Source organism: Larkinella bovis, assembly GCF_042655385.1.
GTDB lineage: Bacteria > Bacteroidota > Bacteroidia > Cytophagales > Spirosomataceae > Larkinella > Larkinella bovis.
Genome location: NZ_JBHSMA010000004.1, coordinates 121667 through 137473, shown reverse-complemented (window position 1 = coordinate 137473; position 15807 = coordinate 121667). Strand labels below are relative to the sequence as shown.

General features: G+C 50.6%; 28 protein-coding genes. All 28 read left to right on the top strand.

The genetic code is table 11. The features are described from left to right. Window positions 1-61 precede the first annotated feature (61 nt). On the top strand, window positions 62-2164 hold the full coding sequence (fusA, locus tag ACFPMF_RS14495; protein WP_379846211.1) for an elongation factor G: 2103 nt from the start codon (window positions 62-64) through the stop codon (window positions 2162-2164). A gap of 142 nt (window positions 2165-2306) precedes the next feature. Beyond that, window positions 2307-2612 (top strand): 30S ribosomal protein S10, encoded by a 306-nt coding sequence (rpsJ, locus tag ACFPMF_RS14490; protein ID WP_111626176.1) that lies wholly within the window; start codon window positions 2307-2309, stop codon window positions 2610-2612. 336 nt (window positions 2613-2948) lie between these two features. Continuing rightward, a complete protein-coding gene (rplC, locus tag ACFPMF_RS14485; protein WP_379846207.1) occupies window positions 2949-3569 on the top strand; it encodes a 50S ribosomal protein L3 in 621 nt (206 codons plus the stop codon). A gap of 3 nt (window positions 3570-3572) precedes the next feature. Beyond that, the gene (gene rplD / locus ACFPMF_RS14480) at window positions 3573-4199 is read left to right on the top strand and encodes a 50S ribosomal protein L4 (protein WP_379846204.1); all 627 of its coding nucleotides are present in this window, start codon (window positions 3573-3575) and stop codon (window positions 4197-4199) included. Between the two features lie 6 nt (window positions 4200-4205). After that, a complete protein-coding gene (rplW, locus tag ACFPMF_RS14475; RefSeq protein ID WP_379846201.1) occupies window positions 4206-4499 on the top strand; it encodes a 50S ribosomal protein L23 in 294 nt (97 codons plus the stop codon). Window positions 4500-4543: 44 nt separating this feature from the next. Then, window positions 4544-5368 (top strand): 50S ribosomal protein L2, encoded by an 825-nt coding sequence (gene rplB, locus ACFPMF_RS14470; RefSeq protein ID WP_379846198.1) that lies wholly within the window; start codon window positions 4544-4546, stop codon window positions 5366-5368. A 7-nt stretch (window positions 5369-5375) separates the two neighbouring features. Beyond that, window positions 5376-5654: a 30S ribosomal protein S19 gene (rpsS, locus tag ACFPMF_RS14465; RefSeq protein WP_124878978.1), complete on the top strand. Its 279-nt coding sequence runs from the start codon at window positions 5376-5378 to the stop codon at window positions 5652-5654. An 81-nt stretch (window positions 5655-5735) separates the two neighbouring features. Beyond that, window positions 5736-6125: a 50S ribosomal protein L22 gene (gene rplV, locus ACFPMF_RS14460; protein WP_379846194.1), complete on the top strand. Its 390-nt coding sequence runs from the start codon at window positions 5736-5738 to the stop codon at window positions 6123-6125. A 12-nt stretch (window positions 6126-6137) separates the two neighbouring features. Beyond that, window positions 6138-6989, top strand: a complete 852-nt coding sequence (gene rpsC, locus ACFPMF_RS14455) for a 30S ribosomal protein S3 (protein ID WP_379846191.1) — start codon at window positions 6138-6140, stop codon at window positions 6987-6989. A gap of 50 nt (window positions 6990-7039) precedes the next feature. Beyond that, complete coding sequence (gene rplP, locus ACFPMF_RS14450) at window positions 7040-7468, top strand: 50S ribosomal protein L16 (protein WP_134032193.1); 429 nt, start codon at window positions 7040-7042, stop codon at window positions 7466-7468. Window positions 7469-7538: 70 nt separating this feature from the next. Beyond that, the gene (gene rpmC / locus ACFPMF_RS14445; protein WP_154174769.1) at window positions 7539-7733 is read left to right on the top strand and encodes a 50S ribosomal protein L29; all 195 of its coding nucleotides are present in this window, start codon (window positions 7539-7541) and stop codon (window positions 7731-7733) included. A 17-nt stretch (window positions 7734-7750) separates the two neighbouring features. Continuing rightward, window positions 7751-8014 carry a 30S ribosomal protein S17 gene (gene rpsQ, locus ACFPMF_RS14440; RefSeq protein WP_038119974.1) on the top strand — a complete coding sequence of 88 codons (264 nt, stop codon included), beginning with the start codon at window positions 7751-7753 and terminating at the stop codon, window positions 8012-8014. A 2-nt stretch (window positions 8015-8016) separates the two neighbouring features. Next, complete coding sequence (gene rplN, locus ACFPMF_RS14435) at window positions 8017-8385, top strand: 50S ribosomal protein L14 (protein ID WP_111626186.1); 369 nt, start codon at window positions 8017-8019, stop codon at window positions 8383-8385. A 2-nt stretch (window positions 8386-8387) separates the two neighbouring features. Next, the gene (gene rplX, locus ACFPMF_RS14430) at window positions 8388-8726 is read left to right on the top strand and encodes a 50S ribosomal protein L24 (RefSeq protein ID WP_379846183.1); all 339 of its coding nucleotides are present in this window, start codon (window positions 8388-8390) and stop codon (window positions 8724-8726) included. 36 nt (window positions 8727-8762) lie between these two features. Next, window positions 8763-9317: a 50S ribosomal protein L5 gene (gene rplE, locus ACFPMF_RS14425; protein ID WP_038119966.1), complete on the top strand. Its 555-nt coding sequence runs from the start codon at window positions 8763-8765 to the stop codon at window positions 9315-9317. A 21-nt stretch (window positions 9318-9338) separates the two neighbouring features. After that, a complete protein-coding gene (gene rpsN, locus ACFPMF_RS14420; protein WP_111626189.1) occupies window positions 9339-9608 on the top strand; it encodes a 30S ribosomal protein S14 in 270 nt (89 codons plus the stop codon). A gap of 105 nt (window positions 9609-9713) precedes the next feature. Continuing rightward, a complete protein-coding gene (gene rpsH / locus ACFPMF_RS14415) occupies window positions 9714-10112 on the top strand; it encodes a 30S ribosomal protein S8 (RefSeq protein WP_379846178.1) in 399 nt (132 codons plus the stop codon). Window positions 10113-10121: 9 nt separating this feature from the next. After that, window positions 10122-10676, top strand: a complete 555-nt coding sequence (gene rplF, locus ACFPMF_RS14410) for a 50S ribosomal protein L6 (protein ID WP_379846175.1) — start codon at window positions 10122-10124, stop codon at window positions 10674-10676. A gap of 31 nt (window positions 10677-10707) precedes the next feature. Continuing rightward, on the top strand, window positions 10708-11064 hold the full coding sequence (gene rplR, locus ACFPMF_RS14405) for a 50S ribosomal protein L18 (protein ID WP_379846173.1): 357 nt from the start codon (window positions 10708-10710) through the stop codon (window positions 11062-11064). 8 nt (window positions 11065-11072) lie between these two features. Next, window positions 11073-11588 (top strand): 30S ribosomal protein S5, encoded by a 516-nt coding sequence (gene rpsE, locus ACFPMF_RS14400; protein ID WP_038119948.1) that lies wholly within the window; start codon window positions 11073-11075, stop codon window positions 11586-11588. 24 nt (window positions 11589-11612) lie between these two features. Further along, window positions 11613-11792: a 50S ribosomal protein L30 gene (gene rpmD, locus ACFPMF_RS14395; protein ID WP_038119946.1), complete on the top strand. Its 180-nt coding sequence runs from the start codon at window positions 11613-11615 to the stop codon at window positions 11790-11792. 2 nt (window positions 11793-11794) lie between these two features. After that, entirely contained in the window at window positions 11795-12241 is a 447-nt protein-coding gene (rplO, locus tag ACFPMF_RS14390) for a 50S ribosomal protein L15 (protein ID WP_379846167.1), read from the top strand. A gap of 84 nt (window positions 12242-12325) precedes the next feature. Beyond that, window positions 12326-13639 carry a preprotein translocase subunit SecY gene (secY, locus tag ACFPMF_RS14385; protein ID WP_379846165.1) on the top strand — a complete coding sequence of 438 codons (1314 nt, stop codon included), beginning with the start codon at window positions 12326-12328 and terminating at the stop codon, window positions 13637-13639. 4 nt (window positions 13640-13643) lie between these two features. Further along, the gene (gene map / locus ACFPMF_RS14380) at window positions 13644-14456 is read left to right on the top strand and encodes a type I methionyl aminopeptidase (protein WP_379846162.1); all 813 of its coding nucleotides are present in this window, start codon (window positions 13644-13646) and stop codon (window positions 14454-14456) included. A 3-nt stretch (window positions 14457-14459) separates the two neighbouring features. Next, the gene (gene infA / locus ACFPMF_RS14375) at window positions 14460-14678 is read left to right on the top strand and encodes a translation initiation factor IF-1 (RefSeq protein WP_038119936.1); all 219 of its coding nucleotides are present in this window, start codon (window positions 14460-14462) and stop codon (window positions 14676-14678) included. Window positions 14679-14761: 83 nt separating this feature from the next. Beyond that, window positions 14762-14878: a 50S ribosomal protein L36 gene (rpmJ, locus tag ACFPMF_RS14370; RefSeq protein ID WP_038119933.1), complete on the top strand. Its 117-nt coding sequence runs from the start codon at window positions 14762-14764 to the stop codon at window positions 14876-14878. A gap of 9 nt (window positions 14879-14887) precedes the next feature. Then, window positions 14888-15265: a 30S ribosomal protein S13 gene (gene rpsM, locus ACFPMF_RS14365; protein ID WP_379846159.1), complete on the top strand. Its 378-nt coding sequence runs from the start codon at window positions 14888-14890 to the stop codon at window positions 15263-15265. An 88-nt stretch (window positions 15266-15353) separates the two neighbouring features. Beyond that, window positions 15354-15749, top strand: coding sequence for a 30S ribosomal protein S11 (gene rpsK / locus ACFPMF_RS14360; RefSeq protein ID WP_379846156.1), 396 nt, complete (start codon window positions 15354-15356; stop codon window positions 15747-15749). The last annotated feature ends 58 nt before the right edge of the window (window positions 15750-15807 follow it).

Below are 15807 nucleotides of genomic sequence, written 5' to 3'. Positions count from 1 at the left end.
ATTTCTACCTCTTTTTCGCGTACCGGCATTTGTATATTAACTTCTGAAATTATACTTCATTATGGCAACTGATCTTCGATACCTGCGAAACATTGGTATCGCTGCCCACATCGACGCCGGTAAAACGACGACCACCGAGCGGATTCTTTATTACTCCGGGGTGAGCCACAAAATCGGCGAAGTACACGAAGGGGCTGCTACCATGGACTGGATGGAGCAGGAACAGGAACGGGGGATCACCATTACGTCGGCGGCTACGACCGTCAACTGGAAATACCGGGACCAGAACTACCACGTCAACATCATCGACACCCCGGGTCACGTAGACTTTACGGTGGAGGTAAACCGCTCACTGCGCGTACTCGACGGACTGGTGTTTCTGTTCAGTGCGGTCGACGGTGTCGAACCGCAGTCGGAAACCAACTGGCGGCTGGCCAACAACTACAACGTCGCCCGGTTGGGCTTCGTGAACAAAATGGACCGCGCCGGAGCCGACTTCCTGAACGTTGTGAATCAGGTAAAGGAAATGCTCGGTAGCAATGCCGTACCGCTGCAATTGCCGATCGGTGCTGAAGATAACTTCAAAGGCGTGGTCGATCTGGTAAACTTCCGCGGAATTCAGTGGAACGAGCACGACAAAGGAATGACGTTCCAGGAGGTGCCCATTCCGGAGGATATGCTGGAAGAAGCCCGCGAATGGCGTGGTAAACTGCTCGAAGCCGTTGCCGAATACGACGAGTCGTTGATGGAGAAATACTTCGAAGACGAAAACTCGATCACCGAAGACGAAATTCTGACGGCTTTGCGTCAGGCCACCATCGAGATGAAAATCGTTCCGATGTTGTGTGGTTCATCGTTTAAGAACAAAGGGGTTCAGACGATGTTGGACTACGTAATGTCGTTGCTGCCTTCTCCGCTGGACAAACCGGAAATTAAAGGGGTCAACCCCAATACGGATCAGGAAGTGGTTCGTCACCCGACGGAAAGCGATCCGTTCACGGCGCTGGGCTTTAAAATTGCTACGGACCCCTATGTTGGTCGTCTGTGCTTCGTCCGCGTTTACTCAGGGGCCCTGGATTCAGGCTCTTACGTTCTGAACACCCGTTCAGGAAACAAGGAGCGGATTTCGCGGATTTTCCAGATGCACGCCAACAAGCAAAACCAGATCGACAAACTGCGGGCCGGTGATATTGGGGCGGTCGTTGGTTTCAAAGACATCAAAACGGGGGATACCCTTTGCGATGAGAAGAACCCGATCATTCTCGAATCCATGATCTTCCCGGATCCGGTTATTGGTTACGCCATCGAACCGAAGAAAACCGCTGATCAGGATAACTTCTCGAAAGCCATCGGTAAACTGATCGAAGAAGATCCGACCCTGAAAGTGGAGACGGATGAAGAAACCGGTCAGACGATCATCCGTGGGATGGGTGAGCTGCACCTTGAAATCATCATCGACCGGATGCGTCGGGAGTTCAAAGTGGAAGTAAACCAGGGGGCTCCGCAGGTTGCTTACAAAGAAACCCTGACGAAGAGCTTCGAACACCGCGAGCTGTACAAAAAGCAAACGGGTGGTCGCGGTAAATTTGCGGATATCGTTTTCGAAATTATGCCGGGCGAAGAAGGCAAAACCGGTCTGGAGTTCGTCAACGCCATTGTGGGTGGGGTTATTCCGCGCGAATTCATCCCGTCCGTCGAAAAAGGTTTCCGCGAAGCCATGTCAACGGGTCCGCTGGCGGGTTACCCGGTCGATTCGATGAAAGTACGGTTGTTCCACGGTTCTTTCCACGACGTCGATTCTGACTCCCTGTCGTTCGAATTGGCCGCTCGTCTTGGTTTCCGTGAAGCGGCTAAACAAGCGGGTCCCAAACTGCTCGAGCCGATCATGGCGGTCGAAGTTCTGACGCCGGAAGAATATACCGGTCCGATCACGGGTGACCTGAACCGCCGTCGCGGTATCATGAAAGGAATGGATACCCGCGCCGGATCACAAGTTATCAAAGCGGACGTTCCGCTGTCGGAACTGTTCGGTTACGTAACGGACCTGCGGACGATGTCGTCCGGTCGTGCTACGGCCAACCTGACGTTCTCACACTACGAGCAGGTGCCGACCAACTTGGCGGACGGCATCATCGCGAAGGCCAAAGGAACCGTTAGAGCGTAATTGTCAAACTAAATAGGGAAGAGTGGACGGGCCTGCCTGTTCACTCTTTTTTAAGATAAAAGGCGTTGCTGGAGTAAATGGTTCTTTCAGCAGCGGCTTGCCGGTCTTGAATCGGTGGCGTTGATCAGAACCACAACATGTCATGAATCAAAAAATTCGGATTAAACTGAAGTCGTTCGACCACATGCTGGTCGACAAGTCGGCGGAGAAGATTGTCAAAGCCGTGAAGTCAACGGGTGCCATTGTCAGCGGTCCCATTCCTCTGCCGACGGAGAAAGAGAAATTTACGGTACTGCGCTCTCCGCACGTCAACAAAAAATCCCGGGAACAATTCCAGCTCTGTACCTACAAGCGTCTGGTCGATATCTATTCAACCAGCGCCAAAACCGTAGATGCCCTGATGAAACTGGAACTGCCCAGCGGGGTTGATGTTGAAATTAAGGTGTAACCAAAATTCTTCTAAACTTTACTAGTAAAAAGTTTTAAGAAGAAAAAAAGTTGCCTATCTTTGCAGTCCGAATTAGATGTAGGACAAAGACATAAATCGGGTGAAGGTCCCCACGGAAACCACATCTGACTATTTTAGTCCGGTAATGCATGGTAACATGCGTCAACCGAGCAGAAGGTCAGGTGCAACGCGTCTGGCCTTTTTTGTTGCTGTTCTGCGTCGAAATAGTTGATAATAAATAAACTACGGTTTGGATTAACAGGAAGTAATTCCTACCTTTGCACTCCGATTTTTTCGGGTTCAAAACTATAAATTCCTGCTTTACAACCACTTATTATGTCTGGTTTAATTGGAAAGAAGATTGGGATGACCAGTCTGTACAATGCTGACGGGCAGGCTCTGGCATGTACAGTCATTGAAGCTGGTCCCTGTGTTGTTACTCAGGTAAAAACGCAGGAGTCGGACGGCTATAAAGCTGTTCAGTTGGGTTACGGTGAAAAAAAAGAAAAACGTACTACCAAGCCGTTGCTTGGGCACTTCAAGAAGGCGAGTACGACACCGAAACAAAAATTAGTTGAGTTCAAAACATTCGAACAGGACCTGACGCTGGGCCAAACCCTCCAGGCTGCGGATGTTTTCGTCGAAGGCGACTTCGTTGATGTCGTGGGAACTGTGAAAGGTCGCGGTTTTCAGGGCGTTGTCAAGCGGCACGGTTTCGGCGGGGTTGGCGGGCAGACCCACGGTCAGCACAACCGTCAGCGTCACCCGGGTTCGATCGGTGCCTGTTCATTCCCATCACGGGTGTTCAAGGGAATCCGGATGGCCGGCCGCATGGGCGGTAACCGGGTGAAAGTTCAGAACCTGCGCGTTCTGAAAGTACTGTCAGAACAAAATCTGATCGTGGTGAGCGGCTCGGTTCCGGGCGCTAAAAATTCGTTCCTCATTTTAGATAAGTAAATCATGGAGGCAGCAGTTTATAACTCGAAAGGAGAGGATACGGGCAAAAAGATAAGCTTGTCTGATGAGATCTTCGGAATTGAGCCGAACGAGCACGCGATCTACTTGGACGTGAAACAGTACCTGGCCAACCAACGTCAGGGAACCCACAAGGCCAAAGAACGGGGCGAAAATGCTCACTCAACCCGTAAACTCAAGAAACAAAAAGGTACGGGTGGTGCCCGCGCCGGTTCCATCAAGTCACCGGTTTTTGTCGGTGGTGGAACGATCTTCGGTCCCCGCCCGCGCGACTACTCGTTCAAACTGAACAAGAAAGTAAAACAACTGGCGCGCAAATCGGCCCTGGCGGCTAAAGCCAAAGCGAACAACGTTTCGATTCTGGAAAACTTCACGCTGGAAGCCCCCCGGACGAAGTCTTATATCGACTTCCTGACCGGTTTTCAGGCCCTGGATACCAAGACGCTGTTGATTTTGCCGGATGTAGATTCCAACGTGGTCTTGTCGAGCCGGAACCTGCAGAAAGCGAAAGTGACGACGGTTGAAAATGTGAACACGTACGATCTGATGCACGCTGACCGGCTGCTGATTGCGGAAGGAGCCTTGTCGAAATTAGAATCTCTTCTCCAGTAACAGACTATGGAAAACGTACTGAAAAGACCGATCATTACCGAAAAGGTAACGGCCCAGAATAAGAAGGGACAATACGGATTTGAGGTGTCGATGAACGCCAATAAAATCGAGATCAAGAAGGCCGTTGAGAAACTGTACGGCGTGACGGTAACGGCAGTAAACACGATGCGGTGCATTGGGCACATGAAATCGAAAAGCACGAAAAAAGGTGCTGTGACCGCTGGCCGGACGTCTACCTGGAAGAAAGCAATCGTAACGGTTGCCGACGGAGAGATCATCGATATTTACGCCGAAGCATAAGGGGTAACCCAACCACGAACGACTAAACGAAGTAGTTAGGAATCATGGGAGTTAAGAAACTGAAACCAACAACCCCGAGTCAGCGTTTTCGGGTGGCCCCGGACTTTGCCGAGATCACGACGGACAAACCAGAACGGAGTCTGCTGGTAACGATAAGTAGATCAGGTGGCCGGAACAACCAGGGCCATCGTTCGATGCGCTACATTGGTGGCGGTCATAAAAAACAATACCGGATTATCGACTTTAAACGCGATAAAGCGGGTGTGCCGGCAACGGTTAAAACGATCGAGTACGATCCTAACCGGTCAGCCCGGATTGCGCTGCTGTACTATGCCGATGGCGAAAAACGCTATATTCTGGCTCCTCAGGGTATTACGGTCGGACAGCAGGTTATTTCAGGCCCTTCGGTAGCCCCGGAAGTTGGAAACGCGCTGCCGCTGTCGGCCATGCCGATCGGTACGATCGTCCACAACGTGGAACTGAAACCGGGTAAAGGCGGAGCGATGGTACGGAGTGCCGGAACCTACGCTCAGCTCGTAGCCCGCGAAGACAAATACGCCATTCTGCGGATGCCGTCGGGCGAACAACGGATGGTCCTGGGTACCTGCATTGCGACGGTCGGTTCGGTATCCAACCCGGATCACATGAACGTCAGCATCGGGAAAGCCGGTCGGACGCGTTGGTTAGGTCGTCGTCCCCGTGTTCGTGGGGTTGCCATGAACCCGGTCGATCACCCGATGGGTGGTGGTGAAGGACGCGCTTCCGGTGGGCACCCACGCTCACGTACCGGTCTGTACGCGAAAGGCAAGAAAACCCGCCCGGTGAACAAATATTCAGATCGTCTGATCATTAGTAAACGGAAAAAATAAGAAGTAGATGGCACGCTCACTTAAAAAGGGTCCCTACATAGATTTTCGTCTGGAAAAAAAGGTGGATACCATGAATGATTCAGGACGGAAGTCGGTCATCAAAACCTGGTCCCGCCGTTCGATGATTTCTCCGGATTTCGTTGGCCACACGTTCGCCGTCCACAATGGCAACAAGTTCATCCCGGTGTACGTCACCGAGAACATGGTCGGCCACAAATTAGGCGAATTTTCACCTACCCGGAACTTCCGGGGCCACGTTGCGAAGAAAGACAAAGGCAAACGGTAGAAACAGTTTACAGTTTTGGTTTACGGTTTTTAGTTTTTATTAACTCTAAATGATAAACCATAAACTACTAACCGAAAAAAAATGGAAGCAGTAGCAAAGCTAAAAAATGTGCCTTCGTCTCCTCGCAAAATGCGGCTGGTAGCCGACATGATCCGGGGCCAGAAGGTAAGCAAAGCGTTGGGAATTCTGCGTTATCAACCTCAGGCGGGTGCTGCGTTGCTGGAGAAGCTGCTGCTCTCGGCGGTTGCTAACTGGCAGCAAAAAAACGAAAACGAACGGGCCGAAGACGCTGATCTGTTCGTGAAAACGATTTTTGTCGATGGCGGTCGGATGTTGAAACGGTTGCGCCCCGCCCCGCAAGGTCGTGGTCACCGGATCCGGAAGCGCTCTAACCACGTAACCATCGTGATTGAAAGTGCTGCCAATGCGCTTACGCTTGCACCAGAAGTTTCAACAGAAAACGCAGCCTAACAAAAGAATAAAATGGGACAAAAAGTAAACCCCGTTGGTTTTCGGCTTGGTATTGTCAAAGGATGGGATTCGAGCTGGTATGGCGGCAAAGAGTTTCCGGATAAACTGGTTGAAGACGAAAGAATCAGAAAATATATCCAGGCGCGGATTCCGAAAGGATCCATTGCCCGGGTGGTGATTGAGCGGACGCTGAAACGCATCACCCTGACCATTCACACGGCCCGTCCGGGTATTGTAATCGGTAAAGGCGGTGGCGAGGTCGATAAGATCAAGGAAGAGTTGAAGAAGATTACGGGGAAAGACGTTCAGATCAACATTTTCGAGATCAAACGCCCCGAAATCGATGCTAAACTGATCGGCGAAACGATTGCCCAGCAACTTCAGGCCCGGATTTCATACCGTCGTGCCATGAAACAAGCCATCAGCTCGGCCATCCGGGTAGGTGCTCAAGGGATCAAAGTTCGCGTATCCGGTCGTCTGGGCGGTGCTGAAATGGCCCGTACGGAAGAATACAAAGAGGGTCGTGTCCCCCTACATACCCTGCGTGCCGACATCGATTACGCTATTTCGGAAGCTCAAACGATTTACGGAAAAATCGGAATCAAAGTTTGGGTTTTCAAGGGTGAACTGTACGGCAAACGGGATCTGTCGCCAGCGGCTCAGATTTCGGCGGCACAGTCAGAACGCGGTGGCGAACGCAACGAACGTCGCGGAGATCGTGGCGATCGTCGTGGTGAACGCGGTGGCGATGGCGAGCGGAATGATCGTCGTCGGGGCCGGAACGATCAAAACCGGGGTGGTGGCGGTCAGCGCGGTGGCCAAGGTGGCGGCCAGCGGGGCGGCCAAGGCGGACGCAAAAGATAGTATGAACATCGGGCGTCAGATATAGCAACGTCCTTTAGATACGACGAAAGATGTTACAACCAAAAAGAACCAAGTTTCGTAAGCAGCAAAAAGGCCGCGTCAAAGGCATTGCCGGACGGGGTCACCAAATCGCTTTCGGATCGTTTGCCATCAAATCGCTGGAACCCGGTTGGATTACCGCCCGTCAGATTGAAGCGGCCCGGATCTCGGTTACCCGCGCCATGAAACGGGAAGGCCAGGTCTGGATTCGGATTTTCCCGGATAAGGTAATCACCAAAAAACCGGCTGAAGTACGGATGGGTAAAGGAAAAGGTGCACCGGAATACTGGGTAGCCCCCGTAAAACCGGGTACCATTCTGTTCGAAGCCACGGGCGTACCGCTGGATGTTGCGAACGAAGCCCTGCGTTTGGCAGCTCAAAAGTTACCGATCAAAACAAGATTCGTTGTTCGTCGGGATTATCAGGAAACAGAAGACTAACTCGGGACCGTTGTCGGTTGCGGTTTCCGGAATGAAACCATCGACAGACAACCACCAACAACATTCAGTCATGAAAAAGAACGAGATCAAGTCGCTGACGGTTGAACAATTGAATGAGCAGGTAGCGGCTGAGAAAGATCGCTTGCAAAAATTGAAATTTGCACACGCTATCTCGCCCATCGAAAACCCGATGCGAATTCGCACTACGCGCAAATTGATTGCTCAATTACTGACCGAGCTGACTGTTAAACAAAACGCCAGCTAATAAAACGGTATCGACTCATGGAGCAGCAAGAAAGAAATCTGAGAAAAGAAAGAATTGGTAAGGTAGTAAGCAACAAGATGGAAAAATCCATCACCGTTGCGGTCGATCGGAAAGTGCAGCACCCCATCTACGGGAAATTCATGCACCGTACGAAGAAGTTCATGGCCCACGACGAGAAAAACGAATGCGGCATCGGCGATACCGTCCGCATTATGGAAACCCGTCCGCTGAGCAAGAACAAATGTTGGCGATTAGTCGAAATCATTGAAAAGGCGAAGTAACCATGATCCAGCAAGAATCACGTTTGGGCGTAGCCGATAACAGCGGTGCCAAAGAAGTACTTTGCATTCGGGTACTGGGTGGAACCGGTAAGCGTTTTGCTACGGTTGGCGATAAAATTGTAGTGACGGTTAAACAGGCGCTCTCTTCGAGTAACATGAAGAAAGGTACTGTTTCCAAAGCGGTAGTCGTTCGGACGAAAAAAGAGATCCGTCGCAAAGACGGTTCGTACATCCGGTTCGAAGACAATGCGGCCGTTCTGCTGAACAACAACGACGAGCCGCGCGGCACCCGGATTTTCGGACCTGTCGCCCGTGAGTTGCGCGAGAAGCAGTTTATGAAAATCGTTTCATTGGCTCCAGAAGTATTGTAACTATGAAAAATGTAGCAGATAAGCCTGCGAAGTTACACATCCGTAAAGGAGATAATGTAAAAGTTATTTCCGGTAACTCGAAGGGACAGACCGGTACGATATTACGCGTTTTGGTCGATAAACAACGCGCGGTGGTCGAAGGGGTCAACATGATCACGAAACACGTGAAGCCGTCGGCCGCTAATCCGCAGGGAAGTTTGGAAAAGCGTGAAGGAAGCATCCACATCAGCAACCTGATGGTGATCGACCCGAAAACGAACGAGCCTTCCCGGACCGGCCGCAAACTGAATGAAAAAGGCAAATTGCAACGGTACTCGAAAAAGTCGGGCAATTTCGTTTAATGGATAGGAATCAGGCACGTATAAACCGATACGAAGGTGGCAACTCCGAGACTGAAAGAGAAATATACAAATGAGATTGTGGCCCAACTGAAGGAAAAGTTTCAGTACAAAAGCGTCATGCAGGTACCGAAACTGACCAAGATTGTTGTGAACAAAGGCATTGGTGCCGCCGTCGCTGATAAGAAATTGGTAGACGTCGGTGTAGAAGAGCTGACCATGATTACGGGTCAGAAGGCCGTTCCCACGGTGGCGAAAAAAGCCGTCTCTAACTTTAAACTGCGCGAAGGCATGCCGATCGGCGCGAAAGTGACCCTGCGTGGCGAAAAGATGTACGAGTTTCTGGATCGTCTGACCGCTGTCGCTCTGCCGCGCGTTCGTGACTTCAAAGGAATTAGTGACAAAGGCTTCGACGGTCGGGGTAACTACACGTTCGGTGTCCAGGAGCAGATCATTTTCCCGGAAATCACGATCGATAAGGTCAGCCGGATCTCGGGAATGGATATCACGTTCGTCACGACGGCGAACACGGATGAAGAAAGTTTTGCATTGCTGAAAGCGCTGGGTATGCCCTTCGCCGGAGGTAAAAAATAACGCATAACGCGAAACAAAAACATGGCAAAAGAATCCATCAAAGCAAGAGAGCGTAAGCGGATTGCCTTAGTTGCGAAGTACGCTACGAAGCGTGCGGCACTGAAAGCAGCCGGAGATTACGCCGGATTAGACAAACTGCCGAAGAATGCTTCCCCGGTGCGTCTGCACAACCGGTGCAAGCTGACAGGTCGCCCCCGTGGGTATATGCGGAAATTTGGAATCTCCCGCGTTACGTTCCGCGAAATGGCCTCGGCCGGTAAGATCCCCGGTGTAACCAAGGCAAGCTGGTAACTTTTCACGCCATCTTAGCGATTATCGAAACAATTCCCTAATTTTGCAGGCCCGTTTAAAACGGCAGTAACCGTCAGCGAGGTTTGCAGTTACCAACAGGAGGAAATGAATACTGATCCCATAGCAGATTATCTGACTCGCATCAGAAATGCGATCCGCGCCAAGCACCGGGTCGTCGAAATTCCTGCTTCCAATATAAAGAAGGAGATCACCAAGGTACTCTTTGATAAAGGCTTTATCCAGAACTACAAGTTCGACGAGACCGGTCCGCAAGGAAGTATCAAGATTGCGCTGAAGTACAATCCGGTAACGAAACAACCTGCGATCGTTGACTTACAGCGCGTTAGCCGCCCCGGTCTGCGCCAGTATAAAGGAGCGACGGACATTCCGCGTATTTTCAACGGTTTGGGCGTTGCCATCGTCTCGACCTCGAAGGGCGTGATGACCGATAAGGAAGCCCGGACGCTGAACGTCGGTGGTGAGGTGTTGTGTTACGTATATTAATAAGAAACTATGTCACGCGTAGGTAATAAAACCATTGCACTGCCTGAGAAAGTGTCAGTTTCGGTCGAGAACGGGAATGTGACGGTGAAAGGCCCGAAAGGAACCCTGTCGCAAAACATCAACCCGGATATTAAACTGGAAGTCACCGAGGGTGAACTGAAAGTGGTTCGTCCGAACGACCAGAAACGCTTTAAAGCCCTGCACGGCTTGTATCGCGCCCTGGTCAACAACATGGTGACGGGTGTCAGCACGGGCTACCGGATTGAACTCGAAATCGTTGGGGTTGGTTACAAAGCCGTTGCCTCCAACAATGTGTTGCAATTGACCCTTGGGTATTCGCACGATATTTACGTTGCTATTCCGACCGAACTGAATGTGACGGCCGTAACGGAAAAAGGGCAGAACCCGAAAGTCATTCTGGAAGGAATCGACAAGCAACTGATTGGCGACGTAGCCGCCAAAATCCGGTCACTGCGTAAAGTAGAACCGTACAAAGGAAAAGGGATCCGGTTTGTGGGCGAGAAGATTCGTCGGAAAGCTGGTAAGTCTGCTTCCAAAAAATAATTGGTGAACCATATAATAAGCACAGGCGAAAATGGCTGTCACAAAAGAAAGCAGGAGACTGCGTATTAAGAAACACATCCGGAACCGTGTGGCCGGGACGGCTGACCGGCCGCGACTATCCGTATTTCGGTCAAACACCCGGATTTACGCTCAGATCATCGATGATGAGAAGGGCTATACGCTGGTCAGTGCCTCATCGATCGAAGTTGCTGGCAAGGATAAAAAAGGTGTTAATGTCGAACTGGCAAAGCAGGTTGGACAGGCTCTGGCGGAGAAAGCAACCACGAACGGGATTACCAAAGTGGTTTTCGATCGGAATGGATATTTGTATCATGGTAAGGTGAAAGCTTTGGCCGACGGTGCCAGAGAAGGAGGCCTTCAATTCTAAGCAAAACAATGGTAGCAAATACAAGACCTGCTAAAGTTAACGAGTCTGAACTGAAAGAGCGCGTTGTTGCCATCAACCGCGTTGCCAAGGTAGTAAAAGGTGGCCGGCGTTTTAGCTTTGCCGCGATCGTGGTTGTTGGTGACAGCAACGGCGTGGTGGGTTACGGCCTGGGCAAAGCCAATGAGGTAACGGATGCGATTGCGAAAGGAATTGAAGATGCCAAGAAAAATCTCGTGCAGATTCCGTTGCTGAAGCATACGGTTCCGCACGAAATGGAAGGCAAATTCAGCGGTGGTTTCGTGCTGCTGAAACCCGCTTCGGCCGGGACGGGCGTAATCGCCGGTGGTGCTATGCGGGCGGTACTGGAAAGTGCCGGTATCCGTGACGTATTGGCAAAATCGAAAGGTTCGTCAAATCCGCATAACGTGGTGAAAGCAACCATCGACGCGCTGCTGAAAATGCGGGCTCCGCACCAGGTGGCTTTCCAGCGTGGAGTGAAGCTGAGCAAAGTGTTTAACGGATAACAATCCTTAACAACGGCAAGAGAGATGGCACAGGTAAAAATTACGCAGGTTCGCAGCATTATTAAGCGGCCGAAAACCCAGAAACTGGCGATTCAGTCGCTGGGTTTGGGTAAAATCAACCGCAGCGTTCAGTTGGAATACAACGACGCCGTCGGTGGAATTATCCGTAAAGTTCAACACTTGGTAAAAGTAGAAGAAATTTAATCATGAGTCTGAATACACTTAAACCTGCGCAAGGATCCGTCCGGGAGCGCAAGCGAGTAGGTCGGGGTACAGGTTCGGGTATGGGCGGAACGTCCACCCGGGGCCATAAAGGTGCCCAGTCGCGTTCCGGTTACAGCGCGAAGAAAAACTTCGAAGGCGGTCAGATGCCGCTGCAACGCCGGGTCCCGAAATTCGGTTTTAAAAACATTAATCGTGTTGAGTACAAGCCGATTAACCTGGATACACTGCAACAACTGATCGAAAAAGCGGGCGTTTCGGGCATCGATATCGACGTGCTGCTGCAGAACGGTCTGGTTGGAAAAAATGATAAAGTGAAAGTCCTGAGCCGGGGTGAACTGACGTCAGCGGTGGAGGTAAAAGCGCATGGCTTTTCGCAGAAAGCAATTGAAGCGATTGAGAAAGCTGGCGGTAAAGCAATCAAGCTCTAATCGGCTCGCTCGTTCATGAGTAGATTTAACCGGATTTTTTTGTAAATTTGGTGACTTTTTTTGGACGAGCAGCTTGATAAACCAATGAAACGATTCATCACGACCCTTCAGAATATTTTTTCGATTGAAGAACTGAGGACCCGCATCCTGAACACCCTGATGTTCGTGACGGTTTTCAGATTGGGGTCTCAAATTGTATTGCCCGGAATCGATCCGACGCAATTGAACCTCAACCCGCAGGGGCTGCTGGGTTTGCTGGAGACGTTTTCGGGCGGTGCCTTTAGCAAAGCATCGATTTTTGCTTTGGGGATTATGCCGTACATCTCGGCATCGATCGCCATTCAGTTGCTGACGCTCGCACTGCCTTACTTTCAGAAAATGCAGAAAGAAGGGGAGTCGGGCCGTAAGCGGTTGAACCAGATCACCCGGATTCTGACCATTTTCGTGACCGCTGCTCAGGCCATTACCTATTTGACGACGACGATTCCGAATGAAGCGATCCTGATTAACAAGGCGACCTTCACGACGGTTTCGGTCATTGTGCTGACGGCGGGTACGATTTTCTGTATGTGGCTCGGTGAGCGGATTACCGATAAAGGAATTGGGAATGGGATTTCGATGCTGATTATGATTGGTATCGTGTCGCGGTTCCCCGGCGCTGTTTACGGAGAAGCCCTGTCGCGCGGATCAGGCGGAGCCCTGCTTTTCGTTCTCGAGATTGTGGCGTTATTCTTCGTGGTGATGGGTGCTGTTGTTCTGACCCAAGCCGTTCGCCGGATTCCTATCCAATACGCTAAACAGGTGGTTGGTAACAAGGTCGTGGGCGGGCAGCGCCAGTATTTGCCGCTCAAACTGAATGCAGCGGGGGTAATGCCGATTATTTTCGCGCAGGCCCTGATGTTTGTTCCGTCGCTGGTAGCCTCACTGTTCTCGGAGAAAAGTGATGTGGCCGGTACGATTCAAACAGCCTTTTCAGATTATACGTCGTGGCAATACAATCTGTTGTTTGCGTTTCTGATTATCGTTTTCACGTTCTTCTATACGGCGATTTCGGTCAATCCGAATCAGATTGCGGACGACATGAAACGGAGCGGAGGTTTTATTCCGGGTGTTAAACCGGGTTTCATGACCTCTGAATACATTGGACAGGTATTGGATCGGATCACCTTACCGGGCGCTCTCATGCTGGCAATTGTGGCGATTTTGCCCGCTGTTGCTTCCCTGCTGGGAATGACCCGCAACTTCTCGCAGTTCTTCGGCGGAACCTCCCTGCTTATTATGGTCGGTGTGGTACTCGATACCCTGCAGCAAGTTGAAAGTTATCTCCTGATGCGTCGTTACGAAGGATTGATGAAATCCGGACGGGTAACGGGCCGCACGGAGAGTGTAACGGCCTAACAAAATGATTTACTTAAAGTCAGACGCCGAAGTCGAACTGATCAGAATTAGTGGTCAGGTTCTGGGAAAAGCACATGCCGAGATCGCTAAGCGAATTCGGCCGGGTGTGACGACGAAGGAACTGGATCGGGTGGCTGAGGAGTATATTCGCGACAACGGGGGCATTCCTTCGTTCAAAGGCTTTAACAACTTCCCGGCCGCTCTGTGTATTTCGGTGAATGAAACCGTGGTACACGGTTTTCCGAGCAAGTACGAACTGCGGGAGGGGGATATTATTTCGATTGACTGTGGTGTTAAACTGAACGGGTATCATAGCGATAGTGCTTATACCTACCCGGTTGGCGACATCAGCCAGGAAGTTCGAAACCTGTTGATCCGGACCAAGCAATCGCTGTATCTGGGCATTGAAAAAGCGGTTGAAGGAAACCGGATCGGCGATATTGGTCATGCCGTTCAAAGCCATGTCGAGAAATACGGGTATTCAGTGGTGCGGGAATTAGTGGGTCACGGACTCGGAAAAAGCCTGCATGAAAGCCCGGAAGTACCGAATTATGGCAAACGGGGGCAGGGCGTCAAGCTGAAGGAAGGCATGGTGCTGGCCATCGAACCGATGGTGAACCTGGGTAAGAAAAATATCGTTCAGGAACGGGACGGCTGGACCATTCGAACCGTGGACCGTAAACCATCGGCTCATTATGAGCACTCGGTGGCGATCCGGAAAGGACAGGCCGAAATTCTGACCACCTTCCAGTATATCGAAGAAGTCACGGCGAATACCAGCCTGATGATTGAAGTCAACGAAGCGACTATAGCGTAACGAATGGCAAAACAGACATCCATCGAACAAGACGGTACCATTGTAGAAGCACTTTCCAATGCTATGTTTCGGGTTCAGCTTGAAAACAAGCATGAAGTAATTGCGCACATTTCCGGGAAAATGCGGATGAATTACATTAAGATCTTACCGGGCGACCGCGTAAAACTCGAAATGTCTCCGTATGACCTTACCAAAGCAAGAATTGTTTATCGGTATAAATAATTGTTTAATGTTTAAAGTTTAAGGCTTAACGATGTATTCGCCCCTTAAACGGTAAACCTTAGACCTTAAACGGAGTAGAACTCATGAAAGTCAAGGCGTCTATCAAAAAGCGCAGCGCTGAATGTAAGGTGATTCGCCGGAAGGGCAAGCTTTACGTTATCAACAAGAAGAATCCAAGGTATAAACAAAGACAAGGTTAATTACTGAATATGGCACGTATTGCAGGGGTTGATATTCCCGACCGGAAGCGCGGTGAAATTGCGTTGACCTACATTTTTGGCATTGGCCGTAGCTCAGCCCAACAAATTCTGAATAAAGCAGGTGTTTCTGTTGATAAGAAAGTAAGCGAATGGAACGACGAGGAGTCGAACGCCATCCGGACGATCATCAGCGGAGAATACAAGGTAGAAGGAGCCCTGAAGTCGGAAGTTCAACTAAGCATCAAACGCTTGATGGACATTGGTTGCTACCGCGGGCTGCGTCACCGGAAAGGCCTGCCGGTTCGTGGACAACACACGAAAAACAACTCACGGACCCGGAAAGGGAAACGTAAGACGGTCGCAAACAAGAAGAAAGCAACTAAATAATTGAGTTTAAGGTTTGAGGTTTAACGTTTAAGGATTGTTGCAGAACGCTTTAAACCTTAGACGTTAAACGTTAAACGATCAACTAAAAATGGCTCAGGCAAAACGCAAAGATAAAGCGAAGAAGCGGGTAGTGGTGGTTGAACCCGTTGGACAGGTGCACATCAAGGCTTCGTTCAATAACATCATCATTTCCATTACGAACAGCACCGGGCAAGTGATCTCGTGGGCTTCGGCAGGGAAAATGGGCTTCAAAGGCTCGAAGAAAAACACGCCGTACGCTGCCCAAACGGCCGCTCAGAACTGTGCTGCTGTTGCGCACGACTTAGGCATGCGCAAAGCGGAAGTATTCGTGAAAGGCCCGGGATCAGGACGTGAGTCGGCGATCCGGACGATTCAGAACTCTGGTATCGAAGTAACTTCGATTAAGGACATTACGCCCCTGCCGCACAACGGCTGCCGTCCTCCGAAACGCCGTCGCGTTTAATCGACATTTCCAGTTATGCGGTTTACTGTTAAAAAACCGCTTCATCCCAATGAATACG

Excerpts from the sequence above, each read along its gene's own strand:
- fusA (WP_379846211.1), top strand. The coding sequence starts at position 62 with ATGGCAACTGATCTTCGATACCTGCGAAACATTGGTATCGCTGCCCAC.
- rpsJ (WP_111626176.1), top strand. The coding sequence starts at position 2,307 with ATGAATCAAAAAATTCGGATTAAACTGAAGTCGTTCGACCACATGCTG.
- rplC (WP_379846207.1), top strand. The coding sequence starts at position 2,949 with ATGTCTGGTTTAATTGGAAAGAAGATTGGGATGACCAGTCTGTACAAT.
- rplD (WP_379846204.1), top strand. The coding sequence starts at position 3,573 with ATGGAGGCAGCAGTTTATAACTCGAAAGGAGAGGATACGGGCAAAAAG.
- rplW (WP_379846201.1), top strand. The coding sequence starts at position 4,206 with ATGGAAAACGTACTGAAAAGACCGATCATTACCGAAAAGGTAACGGCC.
- rplB (WP_379846198.1), top strand. The coding sequence starts at position 4,544 with ATGGGAGTTAAGAAACTGAAACCAACAACCCCGAGTCAGCGTTTTCGG.
- rpsS (WP_124878978.1), top strand. The coding sequence starts at position 5,376 with ATGGCACGCTCACTTAAAAAGGGTCCCTACATAGATTTTCGTCTGGAA.
- rplV (WP_379846194.1), top strand. The coding sequence starts at position 5,736 with ATGGAAGCAGTAGCAAAGCTAAAAAATGTGCCTTCGTCTCCTCGCAAA.
- rpsC (WP_379846191.1), top strand. The coding sequence starts at position 6,138 with ATGGGACAAAAAGTAAACCCCGTTGGTTTTCGGCTTGGTATTGTCAAA.
- rplP (WP_134032193.1), top strand. The coding sequence starts at position 7,040 with ATGTTACAACCAAAAAGAACCAAGTTTCGTAAGCAGCAAAAAGGCCGC.
- rpmC (WP_154174769.1), top strand. The coding sequence starts at position 7,539 with ATGAAAAAGAACGAGATCAAGTCGCTGACGGTTGAACAATTGAATGAG.
- rpsQ (WP_038119974.1), top strand. The coding sequence starts at position 7,751 with ATGGAGCAGCAAGAAAGAAATCTGAGAAAAGAAAGAATTGGTAAGGTA.
- rplN (WP_111626186.1), top strand. The coding sequence starts at position 8,017 with ATGATCCAGCAAGAATCACGTTTGGGCGTAGCCGATAACAGCGGTGCC.
- rplX (WP_379846183.1), top strand. The coding sequence starts at position 8,388 with ATGAAAAATGTAGCAGATAAGCCTGCGAAGTTACACATCCGTAAAGGA.
- rpsN (WP_111626189.1), top strand. The coding sequence starts at position 9,339 with ATGGCAAAAGAATCCATCAAAGCAAGAGAGCGTAAGCGGATTGCCTTA.
- rpsH (WP_379846178.1), top strand. The coding sequence starts at position 9,714 with ATGAATACTGATCCCATAGCAGATTATCTGACTCGCATCAGAAATGCG.
- rplF (WP_379846175.1), top strand. The coding sequence starts at position 10,122 with ATGTCACGCGTAGGTAATAAAACCATTGCACTGCCTGAGAAAGTGTCA.
- rplR (WP_379846173.1), top strand. The coding sequence starts at position 10,708 with ATGGCTGTCACAAAAGAAAGCAGGAGACTGCGTATTAAGAAACACATC.
- rpsE (WP_038119948.1), top strand. The coding sequence starts at position 11,073 with ATGGTAGCAAATACAAGACCTGCTAAAGTTAACGAGTCTGAACTGAAA.
- rpmD (WP_038119946.1), top strand. The coding sequence starts at position 11,613 with ATGGCACAGGTAAAAATTACGCAGGTTCGCAGCATTATTAAGCGGCCG.
- rplO (WP_379846167.1), top strand. The coding sequence starts at position 11,795 with ATGAGTCTGAATACACTTAAACCTGCGCAAGGATCCGTCCGGGAGCGC.
- secY (WP_379846165.1), top strand. The coding sequence starts at position 12,326 with ATGAAACGATTCATCACGACCCTTCAGAATATTTTTTCGATTGAAGAA.
- map (WP_379846162.1), top strand. The coding sequence starts at position 13,644 with ATGATTTACTTAAAGTCAGACGCCGAAGTCGAACTGATCAGAATTAGT.
- infA (WP_038119936.1), top strand. The coding sequence starts at position 14,460 with ATGGCAAAACAGACATCCATCGAACAAGACGGTACCATTGTAGAAGCA.
- rpmJ (WP_038119933.1), top strand. The coding sequence starts at position 14,762 with ATGAAAGTCAAGGCGTCTATCAAAAAGCGCAGCGCTGAATGTAAGGTG.
- rpsM (WP_379846159.1), top strand. The coding sequence starts at position 14,888 with ATGGCACGTATTGCAGGGGTTGATATTCCCGACCGGAAGCGCGGTGAA.
- rpsK (WP_379846156.1), top strand. The coding sequence starts at position 15,354 with ATGGCTCAGGCAAAACGCAAAGATAAAGCGAAGAAGCGGGTAGTGGTG.